Source organism: Acinetobacter lwoffii, from assembly GCF_024129735.1.
GTDB classification, from domain to species: Bacteria; Pseudomonadota; Gammaproteobacteria; order Pseudomonadales; family Moraxellaceae; genus Acinetobacter; species Acinetobacter lwoffii_H.
Genome location: NZ_JAMXXK010000035.1, coordinates 14,786 through 36,104, shown reverse-complemented (window position 1 = coordinate 36,104; position 21,319 = coordinate 14,786). Strand labels below are relative to the sequence as shown.

At 43.9% G+C, this 21,319-nt stretch carries 20 protein-coding genes and 1 pseudogene; 16 read left to right on the top strand and 5 right to left on the bottom strand.

The window, feature by feature from the left end:
- The first annotated feature begins 379 nt into the window (after positions 1 to 379).
- From NI469_RS10840 to NI469_RS10815, 6 genes are all read left to right on the top strand, one after another.
- Positions 380 to 1,048: an HAD-IA family hydrolase gene (locus NI469_RS10840; RefSeq protein ID WP_253175177.1), complete on the top strand. Its 669-nt coding sequence runs from the start codon at positions 380 to 382 to the stop codon at positions 1,046 to 1,048.
- 407 nt (positions 1,049 to 1,455) lie between these two features.
- Positions 1,456 to 2,253 carry a 2-keto-4-pentenoate hydratase gene (locus NI469_RS10835; protein WP_044111812.1) on the top strand — a complete coding sequence of 266 codons (798 nt, stop codon included), beginning with the start codon at positions 1,456 to 1,458 and terminating at the stop codon, positions 2,251 to 2,253.
- A gap of 24 nt (positions 2,254 to 2,277) precedes the next feature.
- Entirely contained in the window at positions 2,278 to 3,174 is an 897-nt protein-coding gene (locus NI469_RS10830) for an acetaldehyde dehydrogenase (acetylating) (protein WP_253175175.1), read from the top strand.
- Positions 3,175 to 3,186: 12 nt separating this feature from the next.
- Positions 3,187 to 4,206: a 4-hydroxy-2-oxovalerate aldolase gene (dmpG, locus tag NI469_RS10825; protein ID WP_253175167.1), complete on the top strand. Its 1,020-nt coding sequence runs from the start codon at positions 3,187 to 3,189 to the stop codon at positions 4,204 to 4,206.
- A 429-nt stretch (positions 4,207 to 4,635) separates the two neighbouring features.
- Positions 4,636 to 5,898, top strand: coding sequence for an OprD family outer membrane porin (locus NI469_RS10820; protein ID WP_253175165.1), 1,263 nt, complete (start codon positions 4,636 to 4,638; stop codon positions 5,896 to 5,898).
- A gap of 279 nt (positions 5,899 to 6,177) precedes the next feature.
- A complete protein-coding gene (locus tag NI469_RS10815) occupies positions 6,178 to 7,038 on the top strand; it encodes an alpha/beta fold hydrolase (RefSeq protein ID WP_004278523.1) in 861 nt (286 codons plus the stop codon).
- A 380-nt stretch (positions 7,039 to 7,418) separates the two neighbouring features.
- Here NI469_RS10815 and hcaR read toward each other — a convergent pair whose 3' ends face one another.
- Positions 7,419 to 8,327 carry a DNA-binding transcriptional regulator HcaR gene (gene hcaR, locus NI469_RS10810; RefSeq protein ID WP_005107993.1) on the bottom strand — a complete coding sequence of 303 codons (909 nt, stop codon included), beginning with the start codon at positions 8,325 to 8,327 and terminating at the stop codon, positions 7,419 to 7,421.
- A gap of 281 nt (positions 8,328 to 8,608) precedes the next feature.
- Here hcaR and hcaE point away from each other — a divergent pair, with 281 nt between their 5' ends.
- The 9 genes and pseudogenes from hcaE to NI469_RS10765 all read left to right on the top strand — a co-directional run bounded on the left by hcaE (position 8,609) and on the right by NI469_RS10765 (position 17,558).
- Positions 8,609 to 9,976 (top strand): 3-phenylpropionate/cinnamic acid dioxygenase subunit alpha, encoded by a 1,368-nt coding sequence (gene hcaE, locus NI469_RS10805; protein ID WP_005107992.1) that lies wholly within the window; start codon positions 8,609 to 8,611, stop codon positions 9,974 to 9,976.
- On the top strand, positions 9,973 to 10,491 hold the full coding sequence (gene hcaF / locus NI469_RS10800; RefSeq protein WP_005107991.1) for a 3-phenylpropionate/cinnamic acid dioxygenase subunit beta: 519 nt from the start codon (positions 9,973 to 9,975) through the stop codon (positions 10,489 to 10,491). Before hcaE ends, hcaF begins: the two co-directional genes overlap by 4 nt.
- Complete coding sequence (hcaC, locus tag NI469_RS10795) at positions 10,491 to 10,817, top strand: 3-phenylpropionate/cinnamic acid dioxygenase ferredoxin subunit (protein WP_004278517.1); 327 nt, start codon at positions 10,491 to 10,493, stop codon at positions 10,815 to 10,817. The genes hcaF and hcaC overlap by 1 nt, the downstream gene beginning before the upstream one ends.
- Positions 10,818 to 10,819: 2 nt before the next feature.
- Entirely contained in the window at positions 10,820 to 11,635 is an 816-nt protein-coding gene (gene hcaB / locus NI469_RS10790; RefSeq protein WP_004278515.1) for a 3-phenylpropionate-dihydrodiol/cinnamic acid-dihydrodiol dehydrogenase, read from the top strand.
- 73 nt (positions 11,636 to 11,708) lie between these two features.
- Complete coding sequence (locus NI469_RS10785; RefSeq protein WP_253175163.1) at positions 11,709 to 12,674, top strand: 3-carboxyethylcatechol 2,3-dioxygenase; 966 nt, start codon at positions 11,709 to 11,711, stop codon at positions 12,672 to 12,674.
- A 4-nt stretch (positions 12,675 to 12,678) separates the two neighbouring features.
- Positions 12,679 to 13,905 (top strand): 3-phenylpropionate/cinnamic acid dioxygenase ferredoxin--NAD(+) reductase subunit, encoded by a 1,227-nt coding sequence (gene hcaD / locus NI469_RS10780; protein ID WP_005102991.1) that lies wholly within the window; start codon positions 12,679 to 12,681, stop codon positions 13,903 to 13,905.
- Positions 13,906 to 14,073: 168 nt separating this feature from the next.
- Positions 14,074 to 14,979 (top strand): annotated as a pseudogene (locus NI469_RS10775) (DMT family transporter).
- A gap of 181 nt (positions 14,980 to 15,160) precedes the next feature.
- Positions 15,161 to 16,096, top strand: coding sequence for a cation diffusion facilitator family transporter (locus NI469_RS10770; RefSeq protein ID WP_005107985.1), 936 nt, complete (start codon positions 15,161 to 15,163; stop codon positions 16,094 to 16,096).
- Positions 16,097 to 16,502: 406 nt separating this feature from the next.
- Positions 16,503 to 17,558 (top strand): MBL fold metallo-hydrolase, encoded by a 1,056-nt coding sequence (locus NI469_RS10765; protein ID WP_253175161.1) that lies wholly within the window; start codon positions 16,503 to 16,505, stop codon positions 17,556 to 17,558.
- On the opposite strand, the gene NI469_RS10760 is transcribed toward NI469_RS10765, so the two are convergent.
- From NI469_RS10760 to NI469_RS10750, 3 genes are all read right to left on the bottom strand, one after another.
- Entirely contained in the window at positions 17,548 to 17,958 is a 411-nt protein-coding gene (locus NI469_RS10760; protein ID WP_253175159.1) for a DoxX-like family protein, read from the bottom strand. The two genes, NI469_RS10765 and NI469_RS10760, sit on opposite strands and share 11 nt — an antisense overlap.
- Positions 17,948 to 18,391, bottom strand: a complete 444-nt coding sequence (locus NI469_RS10755) for a thiol-disulfide oxidoreductase DCC family protein (RefSeq protein ID WP_253175157.1) — start codon at positions 18,389 to 18,391, stop codon at positions 17,948 to 17,950. The genes NI469_RS10760 and NI469_RS10755 overlap by 11 nt, the downstream gene beginning before the upstream one ends.
- Before the next feature lie 95 nt (positions 18,392 to 18,486).
- Positions 18,487 to 20,007, bottom strand: a complete 1,521-nt coding sequence (locus NI469_RS10750) for a catalase (protein ID WP_253175155.1) — start codon at positions 20,005 to 20,007, stop codon at positions 18,487 to 18,489.
- Positions 20,008 to 20,626: 619 nt separating this feature from the next.
- Between NI469_RS10750 and NI469_RS10745 the strand changes: the two genes are divergently transcribed.
- Positions 20,627 to 20,806 carry a DUF7230 family protein gene (locus NI469_RS10745; protein ID WP_004278505.1) on the top strand — a complete coding sequence of 60 codons (180 nt, stop codon included), beginning with the start codon at positions 20,627 to 20,629 and terminating at the stop codon, positions 20,804 to 20,806.
- On the opposite strand, the gene NI469_RS10740 is transcribed toward NI469_RS10745, so the two are convergent.
- Entirely contained in the window at positions 20,803 to 21,303 is a 501-nt protein-coding gene (locus NI469_RS10740; protein ID WP_253175153.1) for a hypothetical protein, read from the bottom strand. The two genes, NI469_RS10745 and NI469_RS10740, sit on opposite strands and share 4 nt — an antisense overlap.
- Between the last annotated feature and the right edge of the window lie 16 nt (positions 21,304 to 21,319).

Genomic DNA, 21,319 nt, shown 5'->3' with positions numbered 1-21,319 from the left:
AAAAGCTTTATTTTCACCCGATAAAATACCCATAAAACAAGAGGAAGCTCAAATGAGCTTCCTCTTGTGAAAAATTGTGGGACAGCAATGGGGAATTCCCCTATTTCTTAAAGAGGGCTAGGGGAGATTAAATTTCGAAAGAATCCTCTCCCTAAGCAGCACTGCTGAGCAAGTCTCCTTCTTGCACGTCGTTTAAAGCAGTGCTTTAAACTCGTTCAGGAGAGGGAACGTTACTTATTAAATAGTAATGTTGAATTAAAACTTCATTGATAATTCGACTTTATTGGTTCTTTTATTAAAGTCATTTGCTTAAGAATGAAAAATTCCTTCTCCTTGTAGGAGAGGGCTTCAAGACTGAATCAAATCTAGGAAATCTTTTATGAACTCACCTGTAAAATTGGTCATTTTCGATTGGGATGGCACTTTATTTGATTCAGTCGGTCAAATCGTGGCGAGTTTGCAGTTTGCCGCACAGCAGTTTCAGCAGCCGTTAACGGATGCAGATGCGAAAAGTATTATTGGACTGGGTTTACCTGAAGTTGCACAGCGTTTATTCCCGACAGTACCAGAATTACATACGGATATTTTGCAGGCTTATTCCGATCATTATGTTGCCAACTCATCAGGAGATTCCTGGTTTGAAGGCGTAGCGCGCATGCTCGCAGATTTACAGCAGCAAGGCGTGAAGCTGGCAGTAGCCACAGGGAAAAGCCGTAAAGGTCTGGATCGTGTATTAAAACAGACGAACAGTGAAGAGCTGTTTGTGAGTACGCGCGCAGCCAGCGAAACCCATTCTAAACCTCATCCACTCATGTTAGAAGAAATTCTGGCGGAAACCGGTGTGCAGGCTGAACATGCGATTATGGTCGGTGATACGTCTTATGATCTGGAAATGGCGCAAAATATTGCCATGCCAAGCGTTGGGGTAAGTTATGGCGTGCATGCGCCTGAACTTTTAGCACAATTTAATCCAGTCTGTATCGTGGATGATGTAGCTGCTTTGCATAGCGCTTTGTTGGCTAAAGTCCAATGGAAACAAGCAGTTTAATCCAGTATCTTGGTTGTAATGAAAAACAAGCAGTTCCCCGGTTTAAATTGGCTGGGGAATGCTGCAGATTTAAGCGCTGGTTCTTATCTTTTAGTCTAAAGTCGTAATTGTACTGATTTTATTCGGTCATATTATGGCAGTTATTTTGCTAAATAACGATGTGTTTTAAACAATAAGATTTTGTTTTATTTAATTTTTTATAAATTATTCTTATAGATAATAGCTATAGCAAAAAATAAAATAACTATTGGCACAAACGCCGGATTTTTCCCATCCTAAAACTGTTTATTCCTATGCTCGCTCTGAGAAAGGCAGTCCATACGGATGATCAGCCTGATCATGTCCATATTTTCTGTCCCTCTTAGATCCCGGCATAAGCCTAATTTTTGCAGTTTAAGGAAACATTGATGTCGAATTCTGCTGTTGTTGAATCAGTTGCACAAGCACTTCGTAGCGCTGAATTATCACAAACTGCGATTGCACCGATTCGCCCGGAACTTGGCGGTGAAAGTGCTGACGTAGATATCGCCTATGCCGTTCAGGAAGTGAATACCGAGCGTGCTTTGTCTGAAGGTCGCCGTCTGGTGGGTCGTAAAATCGGTTTGACGTCTAAAGTCGTTCAAGCGCAACTGGGTGTAGATCAGCCGGATTTTGGTATGTTATTTGCCGACATGGCTTATGGCGATGGTGAAGCAATTCCAGCTGGCCTTCTGCTTCAGCCGAAAGTTGAAGCAGAAATCGCATTGGTGATTAACCAGGATTTAACCAAAGAAAAACACACGTATGCAGACATTATCAGCGCAACTGATTATGCACTGCCTGCAATTGAAGTGGTCGATAGCCGTATCGAAAACTGGAAAATCAGCCTGATTGATACTGTGGCGGATAACGCATCTTCTGCTGCATTTGTCTTGGGTTCTCAGCCGGTTAAGTTAGAAAAACTTGATCTTGTGAACTGCAAGATGGTGATGACGCGCGGTGAGGAAGTCGTTTCTCAAGGCGTGGGTAAAGCATGTCTTGCAAACCCACTCAATGCTGCGGTTTGGCTTGCAGATGAAATGGTGCGTCGTGGCCGTCCATTGTTGGCAGGTGACATCATCTTGACGGGTGCTTTAGGTCCAATGGTTGTGGCGCAACCAGGTGATGAATTCAAAGTTGAAATTGAAGGCTTCGGTTCAGTAACCGCTGCATTCGCTGCTGAATAATCAAGATTCCAAGAGAGTACATTCATGAAAAAGATTAAATGTGCAATGATCGGTCCAGGGAATATTGGTACTGATTTGCTTTATAAATTACAACGCAGCGAATGGTTAGAGCCTGTTTGGATGGTGGGGATTGACCCGACTTCTGAAGGTTTGGCGCGTGCTGCGAAAATGGGTTTAAAAACCACAGCTGAAGGCGTTGATGGTCTTCTTCCTCATGTGATTGCTGATGACATCAAAATTGCATTCGACGCAACTTCTGCCTATGTCCATGCTGAAAACAGCCGCAAGCTGAATGAACTTGGCGTGTTGATGATCGACTTAACGCCTGCTGCGATTGGTCCATTTTGTGTACCACCAGTCAACCTTGAAGCATTACTACAAGCGGGCGAAGTACCAAACGTGAACATGGTGACATGTGGCGGTCAGGCAACGATTCCGATGGTGGCTGCGGTTTCTCGCGTTCAACCTGTTGAATACGGCGAAATCATTGCAACTGTATCGACTAAGTCGGTTGGTCCGGGAACGCGTAAAAACATTGATGAATTCACACGTACTACTGCAGGTGCCATTGAGAAAGTCGGCGGCGCGAAACAAGGTAAAGCGATCATCATCATTAACCCGGCTGACCCACCTCTAATGATGCGTGATACTGTTCACTGTCTAGTAGAAGGTGAGCCGGATCAGGCAGCGATCACTGAATCTGTACATGCCATGATCAAGGAAGTCCAAAAATACGTACCAGGTTACAAACTGGTAAATGGTCCAGTATTTGATGGCAACCGTGTATCAATTTACTTGGAAGTTGAAGGTCTGGGTGACTTCCTGCCGAAATACGCAGGCAACCTGGATATTATGACTGCAGCAGCTGCACGTACTGCAGAAATGTTCGCAGAACACGTGTTCAACACCGCTGAAGCTTAAAGGAATACCAAAATGTCTAAGATTATTGTTCATGATATGACTTTGCGTGATGGTATGCACCCGCAGCGCCATCAAACGACTGTTGAGCAAATGATTGCAATTTCAACAGCACTTGATGATGCCGGCGTACCTTTAATTGAAGTAACGCACGGTGACGGCCTTGGCGGTTCATCAGTGAACTACGGTTTTGCTGCTGCAACGGATGAAGAATATTTATCCGCTGTTGTGCCACGTATGAAAAATGCAAAAATTTCTGCATTGCTTTTACCTGGTATCGGTACGGTTGACCATTTGAAAATGGCACATGAAATTGGTGTTTCTACCATTCGTGTGGCGACGCATTGTACTGAAGCGGATTGTTCTGAACAGCACATCACCGCTGCACGCAAATTAGAAATGGATACCGTGGGCTTCTTGATGCTTGCTCACATGGCATCTCCTGAAAAATTGCTTGAAGAAGCAAACAAGATGGTGTCTTACGGTGCAAACTGTATCTATGTGACAGATTCAGCAGGTTATATGCTTCCGCAGGATGTGATCGACCGTGTTGGTCACTTACGTCAACACTTGGATCCAAGTGTTGAGCTTGGTTTCCACGGGCACCACAACTTAGGTATGGGTGTATCGAATACTGTTGCTGCGGTTCAAGCAGGTGCAGTACGTGTTGACTTGGCATCTGCTGGTCTTGGTGCTGGCGCAGGTAATACACCACTTGAACTGTTTATCGCTGTGGCAAACCGTATGGATATGGACACTGGCGTTGACCTGTTCAAAGTACAAGACGTTGCGGAAGACCTTGTGATTCCAATGATGCACAACCCGATTCGTGCTGACCGTGATGCGGCAACTTTAGGTTATGCCGGTGTTTATTCTTCATTCCTGTTGTTTGCTAAACGCGCTGAAGCAAAATATGGCGTATCTGCACGTGAAATCCTGATGGAACTGGGTCGCCGTGGTACGGTTGGTGGTCAGGAAGACATGATCGAAGACTTGGCGTTGACGATGTCTAAAGCGCGTGAGTTACAAGCTTAATTTTTAATGCAATCGTATTAAAATAAGGCTAATAAAAAAGCATCCAAAGTGGATGCTTTTTTATTATGAAGTAGTTTTAATAATATATTAAAACTCTGATCTCAGATATTTTAGTTATAGTGTTATGTGAAGATTATTTTAGTTTAATTTTTTCCTTAAACATAAAAACGATAAATAAAAAATAGTGGCTCAATATTTTAAAAAAAATTGCGCTTATTAATAGAGGAAACAGAAATTTGAATTAAATATCTGGTCAAATTTTTATTTTCATTAATCGGTTTAAAATCTAAGAGATTGAGTGCTTAAATCTGGGCTTGGAATATGCAGAGCTAAAAGAGCAAAAGTTTAATACTGTGGTCGGATTTTTTATTTAAACCGACTTGCGCATGATGGCTGCATGGATTTTATCTGCTGAATGGGGAACTCATCATGCGTCGTCACAATTTATGGATTGCAATACTTGCTGCGACAGCAACTTTAGGGACAACTGCAACGAATGCAGACTTTATTGACGACAGCAATGTTCAACTCAAATTTAAGAACTTTTATCTAGACCGTCAGTATCAAGATGACTATTCATCACGTAATTGGGGTTCTTGGTCCCAAGGGGTGACTCTGGATGCCAAGTCGGGTTATCACGATATCGGTGGTGGTGTGCAGGTCGGTGCTGATGTACTGGTGCAACATGCAGTCAAACTCAATGGCCGTGATAAAAATCCGGACTGGGTTTTACCGCACGATGGCAAAGAGTCAAAAGACCATTTCGGTAAAGTCGGCGCGACCTTAAAAGCCAAAGTGTCACAAACTGAACTGAAAGTCGGTGAGTTATTGCCTGTATCTCCAGTCTTGGTATTTGATCCATCGCGTCAGTTATTGACGACTTATAGTGGTGCCTGGTTAGAGTCTAAAGACCTTAAAGATACCAAGTTAACTCTTGCGTATATTGATGGTATTAACAACCGTTATGACAACCAGTTCCGTGATTTAACTAAATTTGCTCCACCAAGTTTCTATGATACGGGTGCTGAAGCTGATGGCATGTGGATTGCGGGTGTAGACCACCAACTTACTAAAGAAGTAGGGGCGAGCTACTGGTATGCCGATGTTCAAGACATTTACCAACAGCATTATCTGGGTGTGAATTATAAAACTGCGCTCGGTGAAAAAACCAAATTAGATAGCCACATCCGTTACTTCGATAACTCGGAATCAGGTGACAAGTTGTATGGTGAAATTGATAACCAGGCTGTGTCTGTCGCTGCAAAAGTAAATCATGGTGCACATAGCGTAGGTGTAGGTTACCAGCAAATGTTTGGTGATAGCGCATTCCCGACATTGGGTGGCTGGGTGCCGCAGCCTTATCTGGTGAACTGGGGCGTTGCAACCTTTACTGCACCAGAAGAAAAGTCATGGAATGTTTCTTATGGCTATGACTTCTCTGAAATGGGTGCCAAAGGATTAAACGCAACTGCGGTTTATTTCAAAGGTTATGATCAGAAAGGTACTGGGGCGTATCAAGGTCAGAACTTCAATACGGATGAAGTGAATGCCATCGTGAACTACACTGTGCCAGAAGGTAAATTAAAAGGTTTGGGTGTACAGGCGATGTATATTGATGTGAATTTTGCCAATCCAGCAAAACCAGACCTGCAAGAATACCGTGTCGCAACTACTTATACCCATAAATTCTAATACCCGTATATTTTAAAAGCAGTCAGTCTTCTGGCTGCTTTTTGGTTTAAGAATGCAGTTAAAGCCTTAGTTTATGTAGGGTTTAATTTATAAAAAAATATATAAAACAAATACTTAAATTATATCTATTTTGTTGGGTGCAATCGTAATTTTGTATCAGTTTGCTGCGGTTGAGCGGTTAATATAAGGGTGTACACAAGTCATTTTAATGAGTCAACTTGACGTCGAATTCTTGAAAATAGAGGGACACGCAAGCGAAAGACTGTAAGAGGAAGCAATATGAGCACTGTTCAAATCCCTGACTATCAAACAGATCCATTCTTTGGCTTAGAAGACAAATGGATTGAAACTGCTGAAGGCGAGTTGACCCATTACCACGAAATTGGTGAAGGTACGCCTATTCTATTTTTACACGGTTCAGGTACAGGTGTATCGGCCGCGGCAAACTGGTGGTTAAACCTGCCACAAATTGGTGAGCAAGCGCGTTGTATCGCGATTGATACCATTGGTTATGGCCAAACTGTGGTTGCACCGGGTACTGAATATGGTATCCGTGCCTGGGTAGATCATGCGATCCGTACGCTAGATGCTTTGGGTATCGAAAAAACCTGGTTGGTCGGTAACTCTCTGGGTGGCTGGTTAGCATTCCAGATGGCATTGGATTATCCAGATCGTATTTTGGGTATCGTGTCTATGGGTACGGGCGGTGCGAAACAGACAGCTGCACTTAAAGCTCACGCAAACCCAGTTCTTACAGAAGAAGGAATCAAGAAAACCCTTTCTATGTTTGTCGTAAACAAAGACCTGATTACTGATGAACTGGTAAAAGTACGTTTTGCTTCTGCTGCAAATGACTATGCATCAAATCGTTTAATGGATGTGGTTGGCGCACGTGACCGTGACCGTTTCGAATTCCCATTAGACTTCGAAAAAATGAAAGACATTACTGTGCCTGTACTATTGATTCATGGTACGCAAGACGTGGTGATTCCGGTTTCTCGTACTTGGGACATCCTGAACATCGTGCCAAATGCTGATGCACATATCTTCAGCCAATGTGGTCACTGGTCTCAAGTTGAAAAAGCAGATGAGTTCAACACTGTGATCAAAAACTACTTGGCTGTACACGGCGTAAAATAAGCTCGATGTAGTTTTAAAAAGGATGGCTTCGGTCATCCTTTTTTATATCGGGAATATTTAATGTAGCGTACCTAAGTGAGTTTGATTCTCATTTATTTGGATAAATCTAAAAATCTAATAATTTTTATAGGTTTGAGCTATTTAAACTGAGAAAAATCCGAATTAAATTTTATTAGACTTAAGTGGTAAATGCAGCACATTTAGAGCTAAAAATACACAATTTTGGTCGAGGTCAAGTGACAAATTTAAACGCTAGAAATAGATTCTTTATCACAAAATAGAATTAAAAACGAATTCTTAAGCATAAAATAATAAAATAAAAAAAGCACATGCCTATCAAAAGTTGAATGGCATATGCCTGATAGAGGGAAGAAATGGGATTAATTTTGTTCGCTACGGTAAATATCCAGATAGAATACACGGGTCAAAAGTTCAAGAAATTTGCTGACGGCATAGGATTTGTTGTTTTTATGGTAGCTGACATACAGGTCTAAATAGGGCAACTCCACGTCCAGCGGACGAATCACGCTATTATCCATGGTCAGCGGTGCAATATAGCCCGGCAAAATGGTACAGCCCAAGCCCATTCCGATCGAGTTGATATTAAATAAAATATTATCGGCCTTTTGCACAATATTGAATTCAATGCCGTTGGCTTTGGCAAAGTCCAGAATCGCCTGATTCAGGGTCAATGACTGCTCTGCTGATGGAATAATAAAATCAATACCATTCAATGCTTTAACAGGAATTCTTTCGTATTTTGCTAAAGGGTGATCTTTAGGCAGCAGGAAAATCAGCGGTTCACGAATCACGAACTGGCTTTCAATTTCATCACTATTGAAATTATGACGGGTAAATGTCAGATCCAAATCACCTTTTTTTAACAAACGCATTTGCTCATTGTTGTTCAGGCTGAGCAGTTCAATTTTTAAATCCGGGTTCTGTACACGTAGATTTGGCAAGATATACGGGAAGATTTTCATCTCGGCTACCGGTACAAAACCGATGCGGAGCATTTGCTGCTTGGCCTGTGACACCTGACGTGCCATGGCAACGGCCTTGTCCGCTTGTGCCAGGGTGAGACGGGCCTGTTCCAGGAATACGGCGCCTTCTTCGGTCAGCTCTACTTTACGTTTGGTTCGGTTGAGTAGTTTTACCCCAACATCTTCTTCCAGGTCTTTGATTTGCTGGCTAAGTGAGGGTTGAGCCGTATAAAGTTTAAGTGCTGCCTTACTAAAATTGAGCTCTTCAGCAACGGTGATAAAGTAGCGAAGGTGTCGTAATTCCATGTCATCAACCCAAAGAGTAATCCAAAAAATGTCTTACTATAATTTCCTCAAAGTATAATCTATAAACAACTATGTCGTGAAGATTATTTTCCCATTCATAAACTAAATGCTCTGGCGGGATTAATAGATGTTTTAATATAAAAATTCACGTGCTTAATAATTGCTTTAAGCTCTTAATTGAAACAAAAAAAATATTTCCCGAAAAACGCTGTCAAATCCATCATCGTTGAAAAGTTGAGTCTATTACTTTGTGCCAAAGATAGGTCACAGGAGAGCTTTTCATGAGTGGAAAAATTGATGTGCGCGAAATCGATGCTTTAGTCGATGCACAAAATGGACGTATTACGCCATCTATTTATACGGATCCTGACATTTACGAATTAGAACTCGAACGTGTTTTCGGTCGTACTTGGTTATTCCTTTGCCATGAAAGCCAAATTCCTAAGGCTGGTGATTTCTTCAACACCTACATGGGTGAAGATCCGATCATTGTGGCACGTCAAAAAGACGGCTCAATCAAAGCATTTTTAAACCAGTGCCGTCACCGCTCTATGCGTGTAAGCTTCGCTGACTGTGGTAATACCCGTGCATTTACTTGCCCGTACCACGGCTGGTCATATGGCATTGACGGTTCTTTAAAAGATATCCCGCTTGAAGATCGTGCTTACCCGCATGGTGCATGTAAAGAGCAATGGGGTCTGGTTGAAGTGAATCGTGTCAAGTCTTACAAAGGCTTGGTATTCGCTTGTTGGGATGAAACCACACCTGATCTAGAAGAATACATGGGCGATATCGCCTGGTATCTAGATGGTGTACTTGACCGTCGTCCAGGTGGTACAGAAATCATCGGTGGTGTACACAAATGGGAAATCGAGTGTAACTGGAAATTTGCAGCGGAACAGTTTGCATCTGACCAGTATCATGCCTTGTTCTCTCATGCATCTGCGATCCAAGTCCTTGGCGCAAAACCAGATGATGAAGCATCGAAAAAACTTGGTGCTGCACAAACTGCTCGTCCAGTTTGGGAAACTGCGAAAGACGCGATCCAATACGGTTCACGTGGTCACGGTTCAGGCTTCTTCTTCACAGAGAAACCAGACGCAAACGTATGGGTTGATGGTGAAGTAGCAAACTACTTCCGCGAAACTTACGAAGAAGTGAAAGAACGCCTAGGTGAAACTCGTGCGCTGCGTCTTGCAGGTCACAACACCATGTTCCCTACATTGTCTTGGTTGAACGGTACTGCGACTCTTCGTGTATGGCACCCACGTGGTCCAAACAAAACTGAAGTTTGGGCATTCTGTATCTGTGATGCGGACGCGCCAGAAGATGTACAAGCAGCATTTGAACGTTCTGCAACTCGTGCCTTCGGTCCTGCTGGTTTCCTAGAGCAAGATGACTCTGAAAACTGGATCGAAATCCAAAAAGTTTTACGTGGTTACAAAGCGCGTCAAAACAAACTCATTATGGAAATGGGTAAAGGTAACGAGAAAGTACGTGAAGATGGTATCCCGGGTATCACTAACTATATTTTCTCTGAAACTGCAGCACGTGGTATGTACCGCCGTTGGGCAGATTTATTGATTCATGAAAAATGGGAAGACGTGGAAAAAGCAGCTGACGAATATGAGAAGGAGCTTATGAAATGAGTCAAATCAGCTTAGAACTTCATCACCAAATTAGTCAGTTCCTGTATCGCGAAGCAAAGCTGCTTGACGACTGGAAATTCCGCGAATGGTTGGATACCTTAGCTGAAGATATTTCTTACACGCTACGTACCACACCAAACGCACAAACCCGTGACCGTCGTCGTTCAGTTGAACCACCTACGACTTGGGTATTCAATGATACGAAAGATCTTTTAGAACGTCGTGTTGCTCGTCTGGAAACTGGTATGGCTTGGGCTGAAGAGCCTCCATCACGTACCACTCACATGGTGAGCAACGTGATTGTTGAGCCAACTGAAGTTGAAGGCGAATACGATGTGTACATGACATACCTTCTGTACCGTACCCAGAAAGAGAAAGACGTTACGATTTACTGTGGTAAACGTCATGACAAGATTCGCAAAGTTGAAGGCGGCCTGGGCTTCCAGATCTTCAACCGTAAGATCACCCTTGACCAAGTTACCTATAACTCACATAACCTGAGTGTGTTCTTCTAATGAATAAGATTTTTGTTTGCCAAGTTGACGAATTAGACGAAGGCGAAGCGTTAAAAGTGGATTGCGGCGTAAACGGTATCGAAGCGCTTGCTGTATTTAACAATGGCGGTGAATTCTTCGCTATGAACGATAAATGCAGTCATGGTAATGCGTCAATGTCTGAAGGTTACCTTGAAGATGACGGTACTGTGGAATGTCCATTGCATTCAGCACGTTTCTGTTTAAAAACAGGTGAAGCATTGTGTCTACCTGCAACTGATCCAATCAAAACATTCCCAGTGATTGTTGAAGATGGCCAATTGTTTGTAGAGATGGCAGGAGAGTAAGCATGGGTTGGCTACAGGGCGAAGTTGCACTTATTACTGGTGGTGGTTCAGGCTTAGGCTGGGCTTTGGTCGAGCGTTTTATTGAGGAAGGTGCACAAGTTGCGGTTCTTCAACGTTCAAAAGCGAAAGTGGATGCCTTGAACGAACACTTCGGTGGAAAAGTTCTTGCGATCGAAGGTGATGTAGCCAGCTATGCAGATAACGTTCGTGCAGTTCAAGCCACTGTGGAACGTTTCGGTAAACTCGATTGTTTCGTTGGTAATGCCGGTATTTGGGATCACTATGCCGATATCGTCAATACCTCTGGTGAGCAACTAGAAAAAGCCTTTGACGAGATTATGGGCATCAATACCAAATCTCTGATCCTCGGTGCGAAGGCTGCACTGGATGCATTGATCGCTTCTGAAGGTTCTATCATATTTACTTTGTCTAATTCGGCACTGTACTCCGCTGGCGGAGGCCCTGTATATACTGCATCTAAGCATGCGGGTGTCGGGATTATGAAAGAACTGGCTTACGAGCTTGCGCCTAAAGTACGAGTGAACGCTGTTGCACCGTCAGGTATGAATGTGAATATCAAAGGTGCGGCATCGCTGGGTCAGGAAAATGTGGGCCTGCTCGATGCACGTGATCCTGAGAAAATTGCACGTGGCATGCCACTGAATTTCTTGCCTGAACCGGAAGATATGACCGGTTCATACGTGCTGTTGGCATCTCGTCAAAACAACCGTCCTTTGACTGGTGTTCTGATCAATGCAGAATGCGGTCTGGGTATTCGTGGCCTACGTCAGCCACGTGCAGGTTTCTTTGACGAATAAACATCTAGTCTCATTCAAATGGACTTACCGGCAGCCTCTTCTCTCAGGGCTGCTTTCCTTCTAGGAGTCTCTCATGGCCGTTAAACTTATTTGTGCATCGCACAGTCCTTTAATGGAATTTGCTTCACCTCAAGATCAATCAAAAAAGCAAAAAGTTCGTGCTGCTTTTGAAAAACTCTCTGCTGAAGTAAAAGCTTACGACCCAACCCTGATCATCACTTTTGGTCCAGATCATTTTAATGGTTTCTTCTATGACCTGATGCCAAGTTTCTGCGTCGGTATTCGTGCCAAAGCTGCAGGTGACTGGGATTATGGTAAAGACAATGCACACATTGATGTACCAGAAGACAAAGCACTGGGCTTGGTCCGTCGTGTACTCGATGAGGGTGTGGACGTTGCGTATTCTTACCGTATGCAAGCTGACCATGGCGTGACTCAGCCATTGCACTTTCTGTGCGACGGCAAACTTGATCGTTATCCAACGATTCCAATTTTCATTAATGGCGCTGCAGCACCAATGCCAACCACGAAGCGTACCATCGCTTTAGGCCGTGCTGTAGGCCAGTTCATCAAATCTCTGAACCTTGAAAATGAGCGTGTGCTTGTTTTAGGTACCGGTGGTCTTTCACATGATCCACCTACACCGCAAATGGGTGCTGTACCACCAGAAGTGGAAGAGTTCCTGATTGCAGGCCGTTATCCAACGCCTGAAGCACGTCATGCACGTCAATCCAAAATTATTGCAGTGGGTCAAAAGCTGGCAGCAGGGGATACGTCAGTTGCCGTGCCTTTGAATGCTGAATGGGATATTGCCCTGCTGGAAACCTTCAAGAATGCTGATTTTGCAACATTAGAAGCGATGACTGAAGCTGAAATCCGCCGTGATGGTGGTCGTGGTGGTCAGGAAGTCCGTTCTTGGATGGCTGCCTTCGCTGCCTTAAGCGAAATGGGTGAGTATGAAATGACCACGCATTGCTATGAAGACATCAGCGAATGGATTGCCGGCTTCGGTATCGTATCTGCAGAGTTAAAAGGTTAAGAAAATGAGCAACGTAAACAACATCGTGATCGTGGGTGCTGGCCAGGCAGGTGCGAGCGCAATTTTAGAACTTCGTGGCAACAAGTATGAAGGCAAAATCACTTTAATTGGTGATGAAAGCCATCTTCCTTATGAGCGCCCACCGTTGTCTAAAGATGTGATTCTAAAACCTGAAGAGACCAAGATCGAAATCCTGTCAGAACAGAAACTGGCAGATTTGGGTGTGGAAACAATTCGCGGCAATGGCGTGGCGAAAATCAATGCTGAAGCGAAAACCGTTGAACTCCTGAACGGTGATGTTGTTGCTTATGACAAACTCTTGCTTGCAACAGGTGGTGCAGCGCGCCGTTTGCCTAATTTCGATGCTTTGGGCAAACACGTCTATACCCTGCGTAACCTGGAAGATTCACAAGCGCTGGTGCCTGTGCTTCAAGCCGGTCGCCGTATCATCCTGATCGGTGGTGGCGTGATTGGTCTTGAGCTGGCATCTTCAGCACGTTACAAAGACTGTCAAGTCACTGTGATTGAAATGGGCCCGATGGTCATGGGTCGTTGTTCACCACAAATCCTGAGCGAATTCCTGCTAGAGCAGCATCGTCAAAACCAGGTCGATGTGCGTCTTGAAACCAAGATTACAGATTGCCGTTTAGATGGTGAAGAAGTCGTGGTAACGCTGGAAGGCGGTGAAGAACTGCGTGCTGATGCTGTAGTTTACGGAATCGGAATCGTGCCAAATGCACAGCTTGCGCTAGATGTAGGTCTGGATGTTGATGTTGCGATCAAAGTGAATGAACACTGCCAAACCTCGAATGCTGATATTTATGCAGCGGGCGATGTTGCGACCCAGTTACGTGACTGTGGCAATCACCGCCGTGTGGAAACCTGGGAAAATGCCAACCTTCAGGCAGGCATCTTCGCGCGTCACGTGATGGGTGTGGAACATCCGAAAGCCAATCCGGCCTGGTTCTGGACGGATCAGCTGAATATCAACTTCCAGTTTGTCGGCGATATGGCCGCAGCTGAATGGCATATCCGTGGTGAAATGGATGCAGCCAAAGGTGCAGACAATTCATTCGTGATGTACGGTGTGACTGATGGTCAGATCGTTGGCGGGATTACCGTGAATGCAGCCAAAGAAATGCGTCATTTGAAAAAAATGATCAGCAAAAATACGGCGTTTGATGTTGAAAAACATTTAGATATCGCGCAAGACTTACGCAAAATTGCTTAAGTCGTATTGAGATATCTTGGGACAGACCTATGTTTTGCATAGGTCTGTTTTTTATGCACGAAACTTGATGAATTTATCAAAAATTAAAACTTCATCTCAGCATGAATTCGCTATACGCTATTTTTGAAGTTGCTGATCCAGAACTTTTTGGCCTCGTTTAGGAGACTTATGAGTTCTTCATCTTCATTGCCGGTCACGGCAAGTATTTACGCTTTATTGGTGCTGATCTGGGCGGCAACGCCACTGGCGATTGTCTGGAGCGTGGCCGAGATTCACCCGATGTGGGTGCTGATCATTCGCTATTTCGGTGCCTCGGTTATTGCACTGTTCCTGCTGAAGATCATGCGCGACCCGCTGCCTTTTGACCGCACTTCAATGAAAAGTTATCTGGCAGGCAGTTTGAATTTAATCGGTGCGCAGCTGTTTATTTATCTGGCGGCCAATTATCTGACCTCAGGATTGATGGCACTGATTTTTGGTTTTTCACCGCTGATCGCCGGTTTAATCGGTCATGTGATTTTAAAAACCCATAAGTTGATCTGGCTGCAATGGCTCGGCATGGCAGTGGCCGTCGCCGGTTTGTCTTTTGTTTTTGCCGACTCGGCAGACAGCAAGATTAATCCCTGGGGTGTGGTACTGATGCTGATCAGTATGGTGTCCTATATCAGTTCCATCTTCTGGGTTAAACAGATTAGTGCCCCCTTGAGTCCTATGTCGCAAGCGACGGGTTGATTGCTGGTCTCCGCGGCTGGTTCACTCATTTTAGTGCCATTTATCTGGCAACATATGCCGACTCAGTTGCCTAGTACACAGGCGATGATCGGTTTCGTATTTACCATGATCATGTCTTCGATTGTGGCGATGCTGTGCTATTTCTGGCTGATTCGCCGTCTAAATGCTTCGACCGTCTCATTGAGTAATGTGATGACGCCGGTGATTGCTCTGGTATTGGGAGCAACCTTAAATCATGAAATTATCAGCAGTCATGCTTTTGCAGGAATTGCCGTAGTGATGTTCGGGATCATCATGTATTTCTGGAAAGAGTGGCGCGAGCAGTATTTTTCCAAGCATTAAAACTGTAAAAATCAAAAGGGCGAAAGCCCTTTAATTATTTTAGTAGAAAGTAGAGGGATTCAGCAGCGGGAGAGATCACGACTAAGCAACAATTTGTAAAACAACTTTCAATAATAAATGATTAAGATTTTGATACATAAATCATTCAAGCTTGCACAAGCTTATTTAGGACAGTGTCAGGATGTCTGAATCCAATAAAATCGTAGTTTATGCAGCCCTGTTTGGTAATCTGGCGATTGCGCTGGTGAAATTTGTTGCGTCCTATATAACCAATAGTTCTGCCATGTTCAGTGAGGCAATTCATTCCGTAGTAGATACCTTGAATGAAATTTTACTGTTATATGGCATGAAAAAATCAGAAAAACCGGCAAATGCCAAACATCCTTTTGGTTATGGGCGTGAACTGTATTTTTGGGCCTTTATTGTGGCACTGATGGTTTTTGCCCTGGGTGCGATTGTGTCCATCTATCAAGGGATACAGCATATTCTTCAGCCTGAAGTCATGCAGGATCCATTGATCAATTATATTGTGCTGGGTCTGGCGATTCTTTTTGAAGGATTTTCATGGTCAGTGGCTTTAAAAACCTTTCGTAAACAAAAGGGAAATCTGGGATATTTTGAAGCCTTTCGACACAGTAAAGATCCAACGACCTTTACCGTGTTATTTGAAGATACTGCCGCGCTGGTCGGCTTGGTGATTGCTCTGGTCGGTATCTTGCTGGCGCATCAACTGAATATTCCTGAATTGGACGGTGCCGCATCGATTTTAATTGGTATCGTGCTGGCGGTTTCTGCCTGGTTTCTGGCACGTGAAACCAAAGGTTTGTTACTGGGTGAAACGGCAGATCCAAAACTGCGTGAAGATGTATTGAACATTGCTCAACAGGATGCGGCAGTTTTTAGTGCTAATGGGGTATTGACTGAGCAGATGGGTGCTCAGCAAGTCATTGCATCATTGAGTCTGGAATTTAAAGATGATTTAACTTCTGATGAAATTGAAGCCTGTGTCAACCGGATCGAAGCGCAGATTAAACAGCTGCACCCGGAAATTATTGCTTTATTTGTGAAACCCCAAACCAAGGCCGTATGGCTGGAACGAACTCAAGGTCGTGTATAAAAATCTAAAAAACGCTTGAGGTTTGTATTTTGATCTCAACTTGCCTTTCTCGCACAATTGATGTGATGATACTGAGGTATGGCGAATTTCATCATAAAATCATCAATGGGCAGACATGCTTTTGTCAGCATGGGCTTATAAATATTGAGTATCATTTTGTATTTTTAGACAGAAGGGCGCGAGCGATATTTTTCTAGATAATCCAAGGCTTCAGCCAGCCATAAGGTCGATGAAATGCCATTTTTTTGCTAAAAATAACAAAAACATACATGATTTTCTGTGACGGATTTCATACTATGTTGTAGTGTGCCTGTTTTTAGTTTGTATGCTCATTAAAAGATGCACCGCTTGACCATTTCAAGAGGTTGTTGTCTTGCATATAGCGAATAATAAATAGTGGATGTTTATGCAAGATCTTCTCAAAACTAAAAAATTCCAGTTAATCACGGAATCCAGTTGGAAACATCTCTGGTCTAAGCCAGTGTTTGAGTATCTGCATTCAGATCATTTCGACGGAAAACAGTTTCGTAATCTTGAGCATGCTTCTCTATCGCGTGGTCGCTTTGATTTATACAAATGGCTCATTACCCGAAAATCCAAAACCTGGAATGTTAATCTTGATGAAGAGCGTGCCGAGTTTTTTTCTCGTCCACGCGCATTGCCACAGCAGCGTCCAGATGCAGCTCTGGATGACTGGCAAGTCTGGTTTATTGGTCACGCCACCACATTAATACAGATCGGCCCCTATAATTTCCTGACCGACCCGGTCTGGTCGGAATATGCCAGTCCTTCGGCTTCCACGGGTCCGCAGCGGGTCATTCCGGCTGGCATTGCCTTGGATGAATTACCTCAGATTGATGCCGTACTGCTCAGCCATAACCATTATGATCATATGGATCTGGCCAGTCTGGAATGGCTGTACAACACTTTTGAGATGCCGATTTATACCGGTCTGGGTAATGCCTGGTATTTGCCAGAACATTATACCGTGCATGAAATGGACTGGTGGGAAAGTGCCTTTTTTGAAGAGATCCGGATTGTCTATACGCCGGCTCAACATGCCTCAGGGCGCGGCATGCGCGATCAGAACTGTGCACTTTGGGGAGGATTTTCTTTATTACATGGCAAGGAACATTGTTTTTTTGCCGGAGATAGTGGCTACGCCTCACATTTTAAAGAAATTCGTAAACGTCTGGGTGCACCGCGAATTGCCTTACTCCCGATAGGAGCGTATGAACCGCGTGAACTGATGCGCGCGATCCATATGAATCCGGAAGATGCCTTTCATGCCCATCATGACTTGCAGGCCAAATGTTCACTGGCGATTCATTACCGTACTTTTCAGCTCACGGATGAAGACCGGGATGCGCCGGAACATGAGTTGCATGAGATCATCAAGCATTCTTCCAAGTTGATTAATCCGTTTTATTGCATACGTGAAGGCAAACGAATTATTGTTTAAATATTTTACTCTGTTCCTGTTGGATGAGTTGAATGGCCACTACAGAAAGCATCAGCATGGCGGTATTCATTACCACAGGATTGAATGCTGCAGTAAGTTGCAACGGGGCTGTGAATGCAATCAGCAGTAGTAATCCAGCAAGTCCGATAATATTCAACCTATGCAAGAGTATGGACCGGTTCCATTTCAGAAAGCATAAGCCAAATAGCATTTCACATCCTCCGGAAAGTCCAACCAAGACTTTGGCCAGTCCCAGCTCAAAACCCATATTTTGCCAGATTGTGATTTCAGCGGGTGATTGGAACAGAATTTTTGGAATGAGTCCCTGATAGAGCCATAGTATGACCAAAGTCAGCTGGATAGTACGCAGTGGTTGTAGGAATACAGGTTTAGGATTCACGAACAGCTTCTTTCAGAAAATGGCGTTTATTTTCGCTGGATGGAATCAGGCAATACTCGGTTTTACTAAATAGCTTGTAACGATTTAAAGCGACCACACGATACAGAAAATCCCGGATAAAACGCGGAACCAAATAACCTGCTCTCATTAAATTAAGGGGAAAACCGAGATGCTGCAGCGCCTTCAGTAATGCAGTCGATTCGGTATAGAGTGTGCTATCTTGAATGACGAGCATGGTGGTGTAATGTTCAGTAGACATCTGATAATGTTCGAGCAGTGCCGTACCTAAAGGCGATTGGGCGGAAACCAGTTTAAACTGAATCTTTTTATCGTATTTAATCAAAAACCGTGCCCAGCCATTACAGATCACGCAAACAGCATCAAATAAAACGATGTCGTATTGTTGAATGATGTCTTCAATATTCGGATGCATTGTTGTAGTTCTTTTTGTGCCAGCTTGCTTCTATACTGCTTGATGCCGCAATAAAAAACCACCCGAAGGTGGTTTTTGTACATGTCTAAACTGGCTTAGAGAAAGCTAGGCAAACCTTTGGCTGGATCGGTTTCACGAGCAGCTTGGGCATCTGCTACAGTCATACCTAGGGCCTTAGCAACGCCTTGACCATAAGCTGGATCGCAAGCATAACAGTTGCGGATGTGACGGTATTTGATGAAATCTAGCGCATCACCCATTGCTCCGGCCGTGTTATTAAACAGTGCCTGTTTCTGCTCATCATTCATCAGGTTGAACAGGGCACGGGGCTGACTGAAGTAGTCATTGTCATCTTCGCGGAAGTCCCAGAAATCGGCATCACCGGTGATTTTCAGTGGAGGCTCTCTGAATTCCGGTTGTTCCTGCCACTGGCTAAAACTGTTCGGCTCGTAATGTGGCAATGAACCATAGTTGCCATCCATGCGGCCTTGACCATCACGGCGGTTCGAATGTACAGGACAACGTGCAGCATTGACTGGAACCTGTGAATGATTCACGCCAACACGGTAACGCGCTGCGTCGGCATAGTTCACTAAACGTGCCTGTAACATACGGTCCGGTGAGTAGCTGATGCCCGGTACAAGATTACTTGGTGCAAAGGCTGCCTGTTCTACATCCTGGAAATAGTTTTCCGGATTGCGGTTCAGTTCGAATTCACCGACTTCAATCAGTGGATAATCGCCCTTTGGCCAGACTTTGGTCAGGTCAAATGGATGATAAGGCACTGTTTCGGCTTCCAGTTCCGGCATGATCTGAACGTACATTTTCCATTTTGGATAGTCACCACGTTCGATGGCATCAAACAGGTCGGTCTGGCTGCTTTCACGGTCTTTGGCGATCAAGTCTGCAGCTTCAGCATCGGTCAGGTTCTGGATGCCTTGCTGGGTACGCATATGGAATTTTACCCAGAAGCGTTCATTTTTGGCATTGATAAAACTGAAGGTGTGACTGCCAAAACCATGCATATGACGGTAACCGGTCGGAATCCCGCGGTCGGACATGACAATGGTCACTTGATGCAAAGCTTCAGGCAACAGTGTCCAGAAATCCCAGTTATTGGTGGCGCTGCGCTTGTTGGTTTTCGGGTCACGTTTGACTGCTTTATTCAGGTCAGGGAACTTGCGGGCATCCCGCAGGAAAAATACCGGAGTATTGTTGCCGACCAGATCCCAGTTGCCTTCTTCAGTATAGAATTTTAAGGCAAAACCGCGAATATCACGTTCTGCATCGGCTGCGCCACGTTCACCTGCCACCGTTGAGAAACGCGCAAACATTTCGGTTTTTTTGCCGACTTCAGAGAAAATTTTAGCGCGGCTATATTGGGTAATATCATTGGTCACGGTAAAGGTACCAAAAGCACCTGAACCTTTGGCATGCATACGACGCTCTGGAATCACTTCGCGGACAAAGTTGGCCAGTTTTTCATTCAGCCATAAATCCTGGGCAAGTAAAGGTCCACGCGCCCCTGCCGTCATACTGTTCTGGTTGTCGACCACAGGGGCACCAGCTTCAGTGGTCAGGTGGGTGACAGGGCATTTTTTAAAATCTTGGCTCATCTTTCCTCTCCAAGTTTTGAATATCTTATGTCGTTTACCTAGTATTCATAAAATATTGAGATATATGCTAATCAGATCAGGTTTCGCTATATTTACAATATCTTTAAATAAAGGGTGTTACAGCACAAAACGGAATTCAGGGTATAATTGAGTGAGCTCACTCAAAAAATATTTTTAAATTTAATAAAGTTTAAAATGTTGAAAATTAAATGGTTACTCTTAAAAAGTAACGGGTTTTCCACTCTGTGACAATATCAAATTCTATATATTTTGAATAACTCGAATAATGAATGGGATTAAACGAAAATAACAATATCTAAGTCGATAATATGTTTTTATCAAAGGATAAAAATAATAAGTGAATAGTATTGTTTAAAATAAATTTTATAACTGATTTATTTTAAACGTTTTTTTAATCGAGTTTTGTTGGGCTGAAGAAACCCATAAAAATAATGAATGAAATAAGGGTGTTTTCTGGCTATAACTCCCATTTTTGCATATAGAAAATCCTGGCTAAATGGGCTTTATTTTTGAAAAAGCATTGGCAAATATGCTTGAAAATTAGTCAGTCGGCCCTATAATTATCTCACTCCTTCCTCCAAATTATATAGAGAGCAAGATGGCCAAGAAAAAAACAGCCGAGCAGGTGGTGATCCACAATTTTGTGGCAAAACACATGCATGAAGTCAACAAAAGCCAGGTTTTTGTAGATCGAAAGAAAAATTCAAAACGTGGCTACAACAAGCACAGACAAGGGCGATATTCCATGGAAGATCGCCCTTTTTTAATGGCCGCTTAAGGTCTGTAAGGTGGCTGGGGACGACGTGGGGGCTGCTTAGGATTAGTTTTAACTGGAGAGAGCGGGGCGACAGGCCGGTTGTTACGAGTTTGCGAATATTGATTTGGATACCGGGATGATGTTGTCGATTCATCCGCGATTAAGTCATTAAAGAATTTATTGAGTTTGCTTTGCACTGGTGCTTTGTGGTGAGGGGAATGAGGCTGTGGTCTGGCCTGCTGAAAACTGGCAAATTGATCTTTTTGTTGGTGATAGAGTCTGGCAGCAATGACGGAGGGGTCATCTCTGCCTAAACGCCGCCGTTGCGATGCCGAAATTTCAATGCCCAATAATGGAGTCATTTTAGGCCGATCGGCATAGCTCATTGCTCGATTGCTGGCGGGGCGTATATAAGATGAACCGGAATTATGAGCTTCTTTGCGGGCAGCCAAGGCCGGTGCAAGAATGACCACATAGAACACCGCAACCATCATGAACAGGATGACCAGAAATTCCATAACCACCTCTACCACT